At 58.0% G+C, this 15,043-nt stretch carries 12 protein-coding genes and 1 riboswitch; of the genes, 6 read left to right on the forward strand and 6 right to left on the reverse strand.

Translation table 11 applies throughout. The features are described from left to right. Positions 1-13: 13 nt before the first annotated feature. Both lysA and H598_RS0120120 read right to left on the reverse strand, forming a co-directional pair. Positions 14-1,264 (reverse strand): diaminopimelate decarboxylase, encoded by a 1,251-nt coding sequence (gene lysA, locus H598_RS0120115; protein ID WP_028114612.1) that lies wholly within the window; start codon positions 1,262-1,264, stop codon positions 14-16. A gap of 60 nt (positions 1,265-1,324) precedes the next feature. Continuing rightward, on the reverse strand, positions 1,325-2,905 hold the full coding sequence (locus H598_RS0120120; RefSeq protein ID WP_028114613.1) for a Na+/H+ antiporter NhaC family protein: 1,581 nt from the start codon (positions 2,903-2,905) through the stop codon (positions 1,325-1,327). An 80-nt stretch (positions 2,906-2,985) separates the two neighbouring features. Next, positions 2,986-3,184, reverse strand: a riboswitch (Lysine riboswitch). 272 nt (positions 3,185-3,456) lie between these two features. On the opposite strand from H598_RS0120120, the gene H598_RS0120125 reads away from it, so the two are divergent. Beyond that, positions 3,457-4,395 (forward strand): YeiH family protein, encoded by a 939-nt coding sequence (locus tag H598_RS0120125; RefSeq protein WP_211227337.1) that lies wholly within the window; start codon positions 3,457-3,459, stop codon positions 4,393-4,395. Here the strand turns inward: H598_RS0120125 and H598_RS26660 are convergent. Then, entirely contained in the window at positions 4,363-4,536 is a 174-nt protein-coding gene (locus H598_RS26660; protein WP_156897123.1) for a hypothetical protein, read from the reverse strand. The genes H598_RS0120125 and H598_RS26660 overlap by 33 nt on opposite strands. A 274-nt stretch (positions 4,537-4,810) precedes the next feature. Between H598_RS26660 and H598_RS0120135 the strand changes: the two genes are divergently transcribed. Then, a complete protein-coding gene (locus H598_RS0120135; RefSeq protein ID WP_028114615.1) occupies positions 4,811-5,716 on the forward strand; it encodes a manganese-dependent inorganic pyrophosphatase in 906 nt (301 codons plus the stop codon). 57 nt (positions 5,717-5,773) lie between these two features. Here the strand turns inward: H598_RS0120135 and H598_RS25105 are convergent, their stop codons facing one another. Further along, a complete protein-coding gene (locus H598_RS25105; RefSeq protein ID WP_035416330.1) occupies positions 5,774-6,634 on the reverse strand; it encodes a hypothetical protein in 861 nt (286 codons plus the stop codon). A 166-nt stretch (positions 6,635-6,800) separates the two neighbouring features. On the opposite strand from H598_RS25105, the gene H598_RS0120145 reads away from it, so the two are divergent. Next, positions 6,801-7,196 (forward strand): group I intron-associated PD-(D/E)XK endonuclease, encoded by a 396-nt coding sequence (locus H598_RS0120145; protein WP_028114616.1) that lies wholly within the window; start codon positions 6,801-6,803, stop codon positions 7,194-7,196. Between the two features lie 168 nt (positions 7,197-7,364). Then, positions 7,365-8,642: an O-acetylhomoserine aminocarboxypropyltransferase/cysteine synthase family protein gene (locus tag H598_RS0120150; RefSeq protein WP_028114617.1), complete on the forward strand. Its 1,278-nt coding sequence runs from the start codon at positions 7,365-7,367 to the stop codon at positions 8,640-8,642. A gap of 32 nt (positions 8,643-8,674) precedes the next feature. Here H598_RS0120150 and H598_RS0120155 read toward each other — a convergent pair whose 3' ends face one another. Next, positions 8,675-8,887, reverse strand: a complete 213-nt coding sequence (locus H598_RS0120155) for a DUF7661 family protein (protein ID WP_028114618.1) — start codon at positions 8,885-8,887, stop codon at positions 8,675-8,677. Positions 8,888-8,985: 98 nt separating this feature from the next. Then, positions 8,986-9,729, reverse strand: coding sequence for an outer membrane protein OmpK (locus H598_RS0120160; protein ID WP_028114619.1), 744 nt, complete (start codon positions 9,727-9,729; stop codon positions 8,986-8,988). A gap of 933 nt (positions 9,730-10,662) precedes the next feature. Here H598_RS0120160 and H598_RS0120165 point away from each other — a divergent pair. Both H598_RS0120165 and H598_RS0120170 read left to right on the forward strand, forming a co-directional pair. After that, a complete protein-coding gene (locus tag H598_RS0120165; RefSeq protein WP_028114620.1) occupies positions 10,663-11,808 on the forward strand; it encodes an efflux RND transporter periplasmic adaptor subunit in 1,146 nt (381 codons plus the stop codon). Positions 11,809-11,820: 12 nt separating this feature from the next. Continuing rightward, positions 11,821-14,973: an efflux RND transporter permease subunit gene (locus H598_RS0120170; RefSeq protein WP_028114621.1), complete on the forward strand. Its 3,153-nt coding sequence runs from the start codon at positions 11,821-11,823 to the stop codon at positions 14,971-14,973. The last annotated feature ends 70 nt before the right edge of the window (positions 14,974-15,043 follow it).

Below are 15,043 nucleotides of genomic sequence, written 5' to 3' on the forward strand. Positions count from 1 at the left end.
CGTGCTGCTTGGCTCAGGCCTCGGGCAAGCAATGCTCTCCCCGCCACAGCTGCTCCGGCTTCTCCCGCTCTCGAATCAGGTGCATCCGGTCACCGTCCGCCATCACCTCTGCGGCTCGAGGACGGCCGTTGTAGTTGGACGACATGGTAAAGCCATAAGCCCCGGCGCCACGCACCGCCAGATAGTCTCCGGCGGCAATGGCCAACTTCCGGTTTTTACCCAGAAAATCGCCGGTCTCACACACCGGGCCAACCACGTCATAGGCACGCGGCGACGCCGGGCTGGCGGTCACCGGCACTATCTCCTGCCAGGCGTTGTACAGACTGGGGCGCAACAGATCGTTCATGGCCGCATCGACAATGGCGAAGTCCCGGTCTTCCCCCTGTTTCAGGTATTCCACCTTAGTCACCAGAATGCCGGCATTGGCCATGATCGCCCGTCCCGGCTCCAGAATCAGCTTCAGCTTTCGCTGTCCCAGAGTGGGCAACAACGCTTGCACGTATTCGGTGGGCAACGGCGGGGTCTCCTGACCGTAGCTGACACCCAAACCACCGCCCAGATCCAGGTGTGCCAGCTCAATCCCCTCCTCAGCCAGGGTGTCCATGAGCGCCAACAGCCGCTCCAACGCCTCCACAAACGGCCGCGACTCGGTTAACTGAGAGCCGATATGGCAATCCATGCCCAGCACCTGAATGTGGTCCATGGCCGCCGCCCGCCGGTACACCGGCAACGCCTGGCTGGTAGGAATGCCAAACTTATTCTGCTTCAATCCAGTGGAGATGTAGGGGTGACTGTTGGCATCGATGTCCGGGTTGATGCGCAGCGACACCGGCGCCACCAGGCCGAGTCGAGCCGCCACCTGCTGCAGCCGCTCCAGTTCAGGTTCCGACTCCAGATTAAAGCAGTGAATGCCGGCCTTGAGGGCATACTCCATCTCCGCCTCGGTCTTGCCGACACCGGAAAACACCACCTTGGTGGCATCGCCACCGGCGGCGATGACCCGCGCCAGCTCGCCACCAGAGACGATGTCAAAACCGCTGCCCAGCCTCGCCATCAGGTTTAAAATGGCCAGGTTGCTGTTGGCCTTGACCGCATAGCAGATCAAATGGTCCCGTCCGGCCATGGCATCGGTAAAAGCCTGCCAGTGGCGCTCAATGGTGGCTCGGGAATACAGGTACAGCGGCGTACCATAAGCTTCGGCAGCCTCAGTGACCGAAACCCGCTCTGCCATCAATTGGCCATTGTCGACGTTAAAATAATCCATAACCCTCTCTCTGCGTTATTCGGCCAGACTGCGTAGCCCGGCCCCTCTCCATGGGTGGTTTCAGGCCAGCGCCACCTGGCCTCGATCAGCGGCCCGCCGCTTAAGCAGCGCCACCGTCACCACCAGCAAGGTGGCAGACACCAACAAACCGGCCAGGACTGACCCGGTGACTCCCAGAGTCAGATACCCCAGTACCGAAATGATCGCCGCCATCACCGCGTACGGCAACTGGGTGGCCACGTGGTCGATGTGGTGGCAGCCGGATCCGGTGGATGACAGGATGGTGGTATCTGAAATCGGGGAACAGTGATCGCCAAACACGCCACCAGCCAGCACCGAGGCCATCGCCGGCAGCATCAACGACGGTTCCAGCACCGCCGCCAGGTTGGCGGCGATGGGCAACATGATGGCAAAGGTGCCATAGCTGGTGCCGGTGGAAAACGCCGCCAGCGCCGACAGAATGAAAATCAGTGCCGGCACCATGGCCACGGGCAATGCCCCATCCGCCAGGCTGGCCAGGTAGTGGCCGGTCTGCAAGTCCGAGATCACCCCGGCGATGGTCCAGGCCATCAGCAGGATGTACACCGCCGGCGCCATGGAGCGAACCCCTTTCGCCATCGCCTGCAGCAACACCGACACAGGCACGCCCTGGGCGATCATCGCCAGGCTGGTGATCACCACGGTAATGGTGCCGGCGGTGAACATCGACCAGGAGCCGGCGGCATTTTCCAACGCTCCGATCAGGGTAAAGTCCAGCCCCTGGGCCGCCAGCGCCATGTCACCGGACAACAACATCAGGCACACCACCAATGAGATCAACAGTGCCAATGGCCCCATCAGGTTCATCACCCGGCCACGGCGAGCATCCGGTAGCCCCAGGTCTTCCCCCGCCGGCATGCCCTTGGCCGGATCCCACAATTGCCCCTGGGCCGCGCGCCGTTCCGCAACTGCCATGGCCCCGAGATCCAGATTAAACCAGAGCACGCACAGTAATAGCAGCAGCGAAAATAGGGCATAGAAATTCATTGGAATCATCTGCACAAACACCGACAGGGCGCTGACGTCCCCCATGCCATGGGTCACCAGCAGTCCCGCCAGCAGCGACATGATGTAGGCGCCCCAGGTGGAGATGGGCGACACCACGCACACCGGGGCCGATGTAGAATCGATGCAGTAGGCCAACTTTTCCCTGGAGATGCCGTACTGATCGGTCACCGGGCGGGCCACGTTGCCGACCAGCAGGGCATTGAAGTAGTCATCGATAAAGATAATGGCACCGAGAAACACCGTCATCAGTTTGGCATCCCGGCCGTGGCGAATGCGCCCCCGGGCCCATTTGGCAAAGGCACGGGTGCCGCCGGAAACCGAGATCAAGGCCATCAGTATGCCCATGGTCAGCAGGAAGCCGATGGTGTACAGGTTCCAACTGCTGAAACTGCCGTCCTCCCATACCAGAGCCGTTGCCCGCCGGGCCACCTCTGACACCATGGTGGTTACCGAGAAGTCCGCCAGCATCAGGATGCCGGTGAGAATGCCCAGCCCCAGTGACAACAGCACGCGTCGACTGATGATCGCCAGGCCAATGGCCACCACAGGAGGAACAATTGATAATGCCGATTCGGCGTAACTTACTAAAGCCATCGTTTTTTAATCTTATAGGTACGATGGAGGCTGCTGACGCGACGACAGGTCGCGGACGGGCCACAGGACGTGACTCGTCTTCCTTCAGTAGCGCTCCACAGTAAATTTAATCCCCAAACTCCTTTTGGGATTTACTATGGCAGTGCCGCACCTGTTGAATGCGGCCCCAGCAAAGCGGGATGACGCCCGTTTCACTTCGGCATCGACTCCTTTCAACCAGGGTCATCGGGGGTCACCCTCGACTGGTTTACTGATAGGCGATGCGCCTCTACGTGTTGTCCGGGAGGACAACCTGTTTATCTAAGCATGCAGAGTAACCAAGGCGACCGCGGGAATCCAGACAATTGTGATAAAAATCTCAACTTGGATTCAAAAGTCAGTCCAAAAGGCCAAAAAAACATCGTTGCTCGGATTGGCGCACCGCGTCGATGCCAACAACGGTTAAAATGCGCCCATAATCTGCCAAAACTGTGATCCCGCGCTTATCTCTTGGTGGCGACGGCTCTATACTGTGCCCCCTCCAAAGATTGCTCGAGTGTCGTTTCATGCCAATCCGCTTTGCTTCGCTGTTCTCTCGTCCCACCGACTGGCTGTTCTGGCTGGTGGCAGCCTTGTGCCTGCTGCCTGCCATCAGTTCACCGCTGGCACTGATCTTTGGCGTGGTCATGGCCAGCCTGGGCTGGATTCCAGAAGGCCTGAAGACCGGCCCGGTGGCCAAGAAACTGCTGGCGGGGTCCATTGTGGCGCTGGGATTCGGTATCCACCTGGAGCAAGCCATCGCCGCCAGCAAGGCCGGACTGGGGATCATCGTGATCTCAATATTTGGCACCCTGATTCTGGGCTGGCTGCTGACCCGAGCCCTGAAGCTGGAGCACAAAACCGGTTACCTGATCTCTGCCGGCACCGCCATCTGTGGCGGCAGCGCCATCGCAGCCGTCGCCCCGGCCATCAACGCCAAAGATCACCACACCTCCATCGCTCTGGGCACGGTGTTTGTCCTGAATTCGGTGGCCCTGTTCCTGTTTCCCGCCATTGGCCACCTGCTGAACATGAGCCAGGAACAGTTTGGAATCTGGAGTGCCATCGCCATTCATGACACCTCATCGGTGGTCGGCGCCGCCCAGGCGTACGGCGATCAGGCGTTAATGACCGCCACCACCCTGAAACTGGCCCGGGCGCTGTGGATCATTCCGGTGGCCTTTATCAGCGCCCTGTTGTTTCGCAGCAGCGAGCGACGCATTGCGGTGCCGGGATTCATTGTGCTGTATTGCGTGGCCATCGCCATCGCCTACCTGCTGCCTCAGGGCGCGCCGCTGTATGAACTGACGTTTCAAACCGGCAAGCGGGTGCTGGTGTTGTGTCTGTTCCTGATCGGCTGCGGCATCTCTGCCAAACGGCTGAAAGAGGCCGGGCCCAAGCCTCTGCTGTTGGGGGTTGGCCTGTGGCTGACCATCAGCTCACTGTCCCTCATCTACCTGTTGAATCGCTGAGGTTGCGGGGCGGCACAACAGCAGCCCCAGCACCAGCACAAAAGCCACCAGCTCCAGGGTGGCCCTGACGCCACCTTCGGTGGTCAGCGCCACCAGCACCATCAGCGGCAGCAAAGCCAGCAGCAGTCCATTCCTCATCATCCGCACTTCCTCTTAGTTCGAAGGCTAATCATCGGAATAAAAAGCACTTTCATCAAAAGCGTTTTCAACTAACCCATGCTCAATCAGACTAAGAGGCTCGTGTTCCGTCAGCGCCGAACGGCGGTCACCGTTGTCGAACAGGTACCGGAAGCGACCAAATTGAGGGGAAATCCACCGCCAAGGCTTTACACAGACCGTCGGGATTTTTATAGTAGCCGCCTTCTGTCCGAAACTGGGCCACAGCTGCGCCCGCGGTAGTTTTAAGGAATCCCCAATGATCAACGTATTTGGCCACAAGAGCCCTGATAGCGATTGCGTTTGCTCCGCAGTCATCGCCACCCACTGGTTGGGCGCCCGCGGCAAGCAAGCCACCCCTTTCCGCCTGGGTGAAATCAGCCGCGAAACCCAGTTCATCTTCGATTTTGCCGGTGTCGAAGTGCCACCGCTGCTGGAGAAGCCGCTGAAGGGCGAGCAGGTGTATCTGGTCGACTACAGTGAAGCGGAGCAAGCCCCGGACGACATCAACGACGCCGATCTGGTGGGCATTGTCGACCATCACCGTCTGGGTACCCTCACCAGCGCCGCACCGCTGGAAGCCTGGCTGATGCCTCTGGGCTCCTCCGCCTCGGTGCTGTTTGAACTTTGTGGCATTCACAACGTCGAGATTCCTCAGCCGATGGCCCGCCTGATGATTGGCGCCCTGCTGTCCGACACCGTTGGCCTGAAGTCGCCCACCACCACCGAGCGCGACGCCGAGATCGTTGAACTGCTGGCACCGCTGGCCGGTGTCGAAGTCGAGCCCTTCCTGGCGGATCTGCTGGCGGCCAAAACCAACGTCGAAGGCCTGAGCACCGAAGCGCTGCTGGACAAAGACGTCAAAGGCTACGAGATTGCCGGCAAGTCCACCAACCTCGGTCAGCTGGAGCTGGCGGATTACGGCCAGGTTGAGCACGAACTGGCTAACCTGCAAGCATTGATGGAACAGCGCGTAACCGACAAAGGCCTGGACCTGATCGCCCTGATGCTGACCAACATCCGCACCGAAGAGACCACCCTGATGGTGGCCGGTCCATTGTCCGACACCATCAAGAACGCCAACAATGGCAGCCTGGTGTTCGAAGGCTTCCTGAGCCGCAAGAAACAGATGCTGCCCTGGGTTACTCAGGTTCTGGCTGGTTGAGACACCGTGCCAACCCCATAAAAAAAACCGGCCATGGCCGGTTTTTTTTTGTCCCTGTCAGTCACCGCTGATGGTAAAAGTCTGGTAATCGTAGTGCCCATCCGGTAACACCGTTGCCAGCCCGTACTCACCATTGGTCAGCAGGGTATACACCGCCGAATCCCCCAGCTTGACCTTGTCCGGGGTATTGAGTTTCCACTCGTGCTCAATCTCTTGCAGACGCCCCGGGTGGCTCTGGCCACCCAACAATGAGGTCAGCGCCCAGTAGGTGTACTCGGTCACCATGCAGCTGTAATCGCAGCTTTCATCGTCGTAGGTGTACCAGGCGCCATCGGGGTAGCTGGCCGGGATCGACTCAAAACGGCCACCGCGGGCCTGATCCATGGCATCGGCGATCTGCGATTCCGCCACTTCGCCGAAGATTTTCGGATACACCGAGGCATAGCCCTCATGGGTGATCAGGTGCAGCACCTCCTCCAGGGTGGCGTCAAACTGGCCCGGCGTCGATCCTTGCGGATGCACCTCTGAACCATACAGATCCTGAAACGCTCCCCCTTGCGGTAGCCCTTCCCCGACCGTTTCCAGGTCCGCTTCATCTGGCACCATGATCAGGGTGGCCCGCTTGTTGACCAGAGCCTCTACCACCGCCTGATTGTCTGCCAGACCATTTTCATCATTATCCAGGTACTGGGCCATCACATTGGCCGCATGCAGCATCTTGGCTTTATCGATGTTGCTGGTGGCCCGAATGCTCACCCCAAACACACTGGTATGCAACGGAAACGCTTTTTCCAGCGCGGCGTTCCCCTTATCCGGAGTCGGGGTGGGGGCGGGGCTGCTCGAGTTACTGCTGCTGTTGCAGCCGCCCAGAGTCAGTACTGCCAGGGCGGTCAACACAGCCCAAGGTTGTGCGCTCATAGCGCCTCCTGTTGTGCCTTTAGGTAAACAAAGTGTTATCGGCAGTATCTCAACCTGCGGAGACTGCCGGGGTAAGGCCCAGCAAGCGCAAGTAAGCCTTTGTAAGCTCTTTGTTTGGCCATTGGCTATGCTAACTGCAGCGATTGTCACCGTCACAGGAGTCGGCATGCCCATTCGAACTACCGCCACCAAGGCCGGTACCCACCAGGCCCTGATCAACACCTCGTTTGAAAGCCGGGTAATTTCATGGCTGATGCAGGATGGCTGGCAGGTGTTTACTCCGGTGCTGGACAACGGTCACGCCACCGACATCCTGATCTCGGACGGCCCCCATTTTCATCGGATTCAGGTGAAAACTGCCGAGGCCAAAGGGGATGATCACGTGATAGAAAATCGTTGGCGGGACAGCCACGTCAATGTGGTGGTGTACTTTGCCCGCAACTCAAACTGGGGCTACGTGATGCCGGCGTTTGACGACCCCAGGCGGCCAATGAATCATCCCCAGCATCAGAAATTTGAGCAGGGTAAGAACGCCTTCCTAAAGGCATTTCACAAGCTGTGACCCCCTTGAACGGCGGCGCCCCAGCAAAACCGACCGCCCCCTGCCACTGCAGCAGGGCGATGACTTCATAACCAATTCCGGGTAGTTATTTACCATTTTTGACTATTTATTAGCCTCCATTGGGTGGTATGTTTAAAGGTTCCACTAGTAGAAACAGGAAGTAAGAGCATGAAGCTGGAGTCCCTTGCCCTGCACCACGGCTATGAATCTGAAGCCACCACCAAGGCGGCGGCGGTGCCGATCTATCAAACCACCTCCTACACCTTTGACGACACTCAGCACGGGGCCGACCTGTTTGACCTGAAGGTCGCAGGCAATATCTACACCCGCATCATGAACCCGACCACCGCGGTGCTGGAACAGCGTGTGGCAGCCATGGAAGGCGGCATTGGCGCCCTGGCACTGGCGTCAGGCATGGCGGCCATTACTTATGCGATTCAGTGCTTGTGCGAAGTGGGCTCCAACATCGTCAGCACCAGCCAACTTTATGGTGGCACTTACAACCTGTTTGCCCACACCCTGCCAAAACAGGGGATTGAAACCCGAATGGTGTCGGCGGACGATTTCGATGGCTTTGAGGCCGCCATCGATGCCAATACCAAGGCGATTTTCTGCGAGTCCATCGGCAACCCTGCCGGTAATGTGGTTGATCTGAAAAAGCTGGCGGACATTGCCAATCGCCACGGCGTGCCACTGATCGTCGACAACACCGTCGCCACGCCCTTCCTGTGCCGCCCCTTTGAACTGGGTGCCCACATCGTGATTCACTCACTGACCAAATACATCGGCGGTCACGGCACCGCAGTGGGGGGCATCATTGTCGATTCCGGTAAATTTGACTGGGTGGCCAACAAGGCCCGCTTCCCGATTCTCAATGAACCGGATCCCTCCTACCATGGCGTGGTGTACACCGAAGCCTTAGGGGAAGCCGCCTTTATCGGGCGTTGCCGAGTGGTGCCGCTGCGCAATACCGGCGCCGCTATCTCGCCCCATAATGCCTTTTTGATCCTGCAAGGACTGGAGACCCTGGGGCTAAGAATGGAGCGCCACTGCAAAAATGCCGAAAAACTGGCGGCCTACCTGACCGATCATTTCAAGGTCAAATGGGTCAACTACGCCGCCCTGCCCAACAGCCCCTATTTCGAGACCTGTAACAGCATCTGTGGCGGCAAGGCCTCAGGCATTCTGAGTTTTGGCATCAAGGGCGGACGTCAGGCCGGTGCCCAATTCATCGATGCCCTGAAGATGATCCTGAGATTGGTCAACATCGGCGACGCCAAATCCCTGGCTTGCCACCCGGCCACCACCACTCACCGACAACTCAATCCGCAGGAACTGGCGGCCGCCGGAGTCAGTGAAGATCTGGTGCGCATCTCTGTGGGCATTGAGAACATCGACGACATCATCGCCGACGTCAGCCAGGCCCTGGACGCCGTGGAGTCATAACCTGTCTCGGCCCGCTCCGGCAACGGGGCGGGCTAGAGGCGGCGTACCGACGGATGGCGAGGACTGGCTCGCTCATGAAACACGTCATCCAGATACCGTCCCAGCTCCGCCTCGGTCAACTGCGGTGGAATCACCACCTCGTACACCCGCGCCCGAGCGCCGGTGTCGGAGTCGCGAAACAGCCACCACTCGCCCTCTTTCCTGAGCACCGACATAGGCGTTCCAAACACATCAAACCTGAGCACGGCAGTCTCCTCCTGTGGACGCAACACCAGTATCGAGCAGTGACCACCACACAGGCAACAAAAAGGGGCCCTGTGGCCCCTTTTGTCATCGCTACCGGTTACAGGTGATACTTCACAATGAACGAGTAGGTGTTTTGATCGATGCCGTCGACACCGTATTTGTTCTGCCAGTAATCGTACTCAATACCCACAAACAGGGTATTGGATTTGGCTTCTCCAAACAGCGAACGGCCCAGGTCGTACTTGATCTGTGGGTTAAAATGCAGGTTCTCTTGGTAACCGTCATTATCGGCGGCCACCACCCAATCGATGAAACCGTCGACCACCAGGTTGGCATCGCCAACCGGAATGTCGACCCGGAATACCGGCGTCAACTGCCAACCGTCACTGATATTGTCGTCATTGATGGCATCACGCTTATAGGCATTAAGCTGAAAGTAGGTGAAACCAGGCAGGGTCAAATCGGCACCGACACCATAGAGGAAGCTCTCCACCGGGCCCTTTCCGGTTTCATAGGTCAACGCCAATGACAGATCGGTCACCGGCCCCATGCTCAGATCCTTCCCCAGCATCTTTCCAAAGCTGAAGCGAGGCGAGATTTCGCCGTAAGAGGCCGACTCACTGGTGCCGTTAAAGTCGATGAAATCGTAGAAGGCAAACCAGTCGCCATAGCTCCACGCTCCAGCCGTCTCCAGAGTCAACGTGGTCTGACGATGTGATGGAGCCAGATCATAGTCTTCACCGTGCAACACGGTGGCACTGGCGTCCCACCATTGGATTGGGCTTTCGGCGTACGCAGACGTGGACGCCAGCAAAGCCAGCGCCAGGGTGATTTTCTTCATTGTAGGGTCTACCTTGTTATTGCCGCCGGCCTGCATGGGCACCGCGGTCTCATTTTTGTTGGGTGTACAGAGTCGCCGACGGTGGCTGCATAGACGCACCGGAACGGCAGTAAAACCCGCGCAATATAGAGAAGAATCCCCTCAGACACAAAAATTTTCACACAATCGCAGTAAAGAGTGTCCGCCAGCGCCAACTCTGGCCATTTCTGAGACCGGGATCCTATTGCACGTTTACCTCTTTGTAACATTGCGCTTTCGGGGACAGCGATAGCACCTGCCTTAAGGCCGCCAGGCCACCCCTATGACCAAGGGACAACAACGGCCCTGGGCCATCAAAGACACAGCCACGACCACTTTGAGGATTGAAAGCGCCCGGAGACCTCGAACGGTCGGTCCTGATCAAGGAAGCAACAGTGGAATGAAAACGGATAAAGAGTGATGAAATCCCCATAGACAGATTGGCAGGAAAAAACTAATGCCAAATATGTCGAGTCTAAATAATACTGAATGAAGCCTGAATATATTGGCAATTCCACACCGATGTTATTCCCACTAAAGTTACCATTTAGCAAAGCTTTTTGTTGACAATATAAAGTTTCTATGAGCACTCAAATCGGCTATCGATCATCGCCGAGAAAAGATAAACCACTGAAAATAAACAATATTTATTTACTGAAATATCAAGATGCAGAATATGAACGAGATTTCCCGAGCCGAAGAAAACCAAATTTTCTGACTATTCAACAAAACCGCAACAGTGATGAATTTACCCTGTGTGGCTATTTTATCTGTTTACACTTTTCCTGTTCTCTTCAGCTTGTTTCATCCCCAGCAAATATGAGATAAATGCACCATCATCAAAAATACTTTCAAATTTTTGCGCCCTCGGCTGTGCCTTGGGCGCAGAGTGCACCATTCTGTTTAGGAGTCCTGATGCGGCAAACGCTGAAAATGGCTGCAGTTATCTCTGCAGCATTATGGGTAACGGCTTGTAACTCAGAGGGCAAGGGCCCTCAAGGCCCAGCTGGCCCACACACTACCGAAGTTAATGTCATTACCGTCGAGCCGCAGTCGCAGGAGATCACCGTTGAACTGCCCGGACGTACCCGTGCCTTTATGAAAGCTGAGGTCCGTCCCCAGGTCAGTGGCGTCATTGAAGCCCGCAGCTTTACCGAAGGCGGCAATGTCACTGCCGGCCAGTCTCTGTACCAGATCGATGCCGCCCCTTATCAAGCCGCACTGATCAGCGCCAAGGCCGACCTGGAACGAGCCAAGGCCAATGAAATCTCCACTCGGGCAACCGCCGAGCGCTACCGCGAGTTGATTGGCTCCAACTCCATCAGCAAGCAGGACTTCGATCTCGCCGAAGCCGCCTACCTGGAAGCCAAGGCCAGCGTCGAGATGGCCAAAGCGGCCATCAACCAGGCAGAAATCAACCTGGCTTACACCAAGGTGGAAGCTCCCATCTCCGGTCATATCAGCCGCTCCGGCGTAACACCGGGTGCTCTGGTCACTGCCAACCAGTCTCAGGCCCTGGCCCAGATCTCTCAGCTGGACCCCATCAACGTCGACATCGTTCAGTCCAGTACTGAAATGCTCAAGTTGAAAACCCAACTGGCCTCCGGCGCCCTGCAGCAATCTGCAACCACTGAAGTAACCTTGATCCTCGAGGATGGCAGTGAATACCGCCACCCTGGCAGCCTCAAGTTTGCCGAAGTCACCGTCGATGAAGGTACCGGCTCCGTTACCATGCGGGCCGAGTTCCCGAACCCTGACGGCGTTCTGCTGCCAGGCATGTTCGTTCGGACTCGCATGACCGTCGGCACCGATCCCAGTGCCATCCTGGTTCCACAGAAAGCCATCAGCCGTACCCCTCGAGGAGAAGGCCGAGCCATGGTGGTCACCGCCGACAACAAAGTCGAAGCCCGCAACGTGACCACCGCTCAGGCGATTGATCACCAATGGCGTATCCTCGACGGCCTGCAGGCCGGTGACAAGGTGATCACCGAAGGGTTGCAACGTGTACGTCCCGGAGCCTCGGTGACGATTCAGGAAATCACTGCTCACGCAGCTAACTAACGGGAACGATACATGGCTCGTTTTTTCATCGATCGCCCCATCTTTGCCTGGGTGATCGCCATCATCGTGATGCTGGCGGGTGCGCTGGCCATCACCACTTTGCCGGTGTCTCAGTACCCCAGCATTGCGCCGCCGACCATTGAGATCAATGCCACCTACCCGGGTGCCTCGGCCAAGACAGTGGAAGATACGGTTACCCAGGTGATCGAGCAGCGGATGACCGGTCTCGACCATCTGCGCTACATCGCCTCTCAAAGTGACAGCTTTGGTAACGCCACCATTACCCTGACCTTTAACGCCGAAGCCGATGCCGACATCGCTCAGGTTCAGGTTCAGAATAAGTTGCAACTGGCGATGCCGTTGCTGCCCCAGGAGGTTCAGGCCCAGGGCATCAGCGTCAACAAAACCAGCAGTGGCTTCCTGATGGTTCTGGGCTTCGTGTCCCAGGATGGCTCCATGGATAAGGCGGACATCGCCGACTACGTGGCCGCCAACATTCAGGATCCCATGAGCCGGGTCGCCGGTGTGGGTGACATCACCCTGTTTGGCTCTCAGTACGCCATGCGCATCTGGTTGGATCCGCTGAAACTGAACCAGTTCAGCCTCTCCACCAATGACGTGGTCGCCGCCATCCGGGAGCAGAATGCTCAGGTTTCCGCCGGCCAGCTGGGCGGTACCCCCTCGGTACAGGGCCAGGAGCTCAATGCCACGGTGTCGGCGCAATCTCGCCTGCAGACGCCACAAGAGTTCCGCGACATCGTGCTGAAGTCCGACTCCAGCGGTGCCAAGGTGTTCCTGGGTGACGTTGCCCGGGTGGAAGTGGGCGCCGAAAGCTACTCGGTGACCTCGTTCTACAACGGCCAGCCGGCCTCCGGCCTGGCGATTCAATTGGCCACCGGCGCCAACGCCCTGGATACCGCCGAACGAGTCATGAGCCAGATCGAGGAGATGAAGCCATTCTTCCCTCAGGGGCTGGATGTGGTACTGCCGTTTGATACCACTCCGTTCGTCGGCAAATCCATCGAAGGCGTGGTCCACACCCTGCTGGAAGCCATCGTCCTGGTCTTTTTGATCATGTACCTGTTCCTGCAGAACTTCCGTGCCACCCTGATCCCGATGATTGCGGTACCGGTAGTACTGCTGGGTACCTTCGGCATTCTGGCCGTCACCGGTTTTTCCATCAACACCCTGACCATGTTCGCCATGGTGTTGGCCATCGGCCTGTTGGTGGACGACGCCATCGTGGTGGTAGAAAACGTCGAACGGGTGATGTCCGAGGAGGGCTGCAGCCCGCTGGAAGCCACCCGTAAATCCATGGACCAGATCACCGGCGCCCTGGTAGGCATCGGCCTGACCCTGTCGGCGGTGTTTGTGCCCATGGCCTTCATGTCCGGCTCCACCGGCGTGATCTACCGTCAGTTCTCCATCACCATCGTCTCCGCCATGGCGTTGTCGGTGCTGGTCGCGATCATCCTGACACCGGCCCTGTGTGCCACCATGCTCAAGCCGATCAAAAAAGGCCATGCGCATACCGATAAAGGCTTCTTTGGTTGGTTTAACCGCACCTTCGATCGCTGGACCAATCGTTACGAAGGCACCGTGGGTGGCATTCTGAAACGCACCGGCCGAGTGTTCTTCATCTATCTGGCCCTGGTGGTTGCCACCGCCTGGATCTTCATGCGGATGCCGACCGCCTTCCTGCCTGATGAAGATCAGGGGGTGATGTTTGTGCAGGCGATTCTGCCACCAAACTCCACCCAGGAAAGCACCCTGCACGTGCTGGACAAGGTCGAAGAGTACCTGCTGGAGCAGGAAGGTGACTCGGTGGAATCAGTATTCACCGTCTCCGGCTTCTCGTTTGCCGGTATGGGTCAGAACATGGGCCTGGCGTTCGTCAACATGAAGCCATGGGAAGAGCGCACAACCGCTGGCAGCGATGTCCAGTCGGTCGCCAACCGGGCCATGGGCGCATTCTCGCAGATCAAAGAGGCGATGGTGTTTGCCTTCGTGCCTCCGGCGGTACTGGAACTGGGCACCGCCAACGGTTTTGACCTCTACCTACAGGACAAGAACGGTCAAGGTCACGATGCCCTGATGGCCGCCCGTAACCAGCTACTGGGTCTGGCGGCGCAAAATCCCAACCTGGTGGGCGTTCGCCCCAATGGTCAGGAAGACGCGCCCCAATACCAGCTGCACATTGACCACGCCAAACTGCGGGCACTGAGCCTGAACATCAACGACGTCAATGCCTCCCTCGCCACCGCCTGGGGTAGCTCCTACGTCAACGACTTCATCGACCGCGGTCGAGTGAAGAAGGTGTTTGTTCAAGGCGAACCGGAATACCGGATGCAGCCGGACGATCTCAACGCCTGGTACGTGCGCAACAGCCTGGGTGAGATGGTGCCCTTCTCCGCCTTTGCCACCGGCAGCTGGGAGTACGGCTCGCCACGCCTGGAACGCTTTGGCGGCCTGCCGGCACTGAACATTCAGGGGGCCACCGCGCCCGGCTTCAGTACCGGTGCCGCCATGGACATTATGGAAGACCTGGCCAAACAGTTGCCTCCGGGCTTTGGCATCGAGTGGAACGGCCTCTCCTATGAAGAGCGCTTGTCCGGCAATCAGGCGCCAGCCTTGTATGCCCTGTCCATTCTGGTGGTGTTCCTGGTTCTGGCGGCGCTGTATGAAAGCTGGTCGGTGCCTTTTGCGGTGATACTGGTGGTGCCATTGGGCGTTATCGGCGCACTGCTGGCAACCTATGGCCGCGGATTGTCCAACGACGTATTCTTCCAGGTGGGGCTGCTGACCACCGTCGGTCTGGCCACCAAGAACGCCATTCTGATTGTGGAGTTTGCCAAGGAGTACTACGAAAAAGGTGCCGGCCTGATCGAAGCAACCCTGCACGCGGTCAGAGTCCGTCTGCGGCCGATTCTGATGACCTCTCTGGCCTTTGGCCTGGGGGTAGTACCGCTGGCCATCAGTACCGGTGTTGGCTCCGGGGCTCAGAACGCCATTGGTACCGGCGTACTGGGCGGCATGATGAGCTCCACCTTCCTGGGGATCTTCTTTATTCCGTTGTTCTTCGTCATTATTGAGCGCCTGTTCAGTAAGCGAGAGCGCCAGGCCAAACACGCCATTGGTGAAGCAAAAACCGAGTCTGAAATCTGACACTGACTGCAGACAACAAAAAGCCCGGCAGATGCCGGGCTTTTTTATGGATGTCGCTACCATGGCGACG

Origin of the sequence: Ferrimonas kyonanensis DSM 18153, assembly GCF_000425405.1 — a bacterium.
GTDB classification, from domain to species: Bacteria; Pseudomonadota; Gammaproteobacteria; order Enterobacterales; family Shewanellaceae; genus Ferrimonas; species Ferrimonas kyonanensis.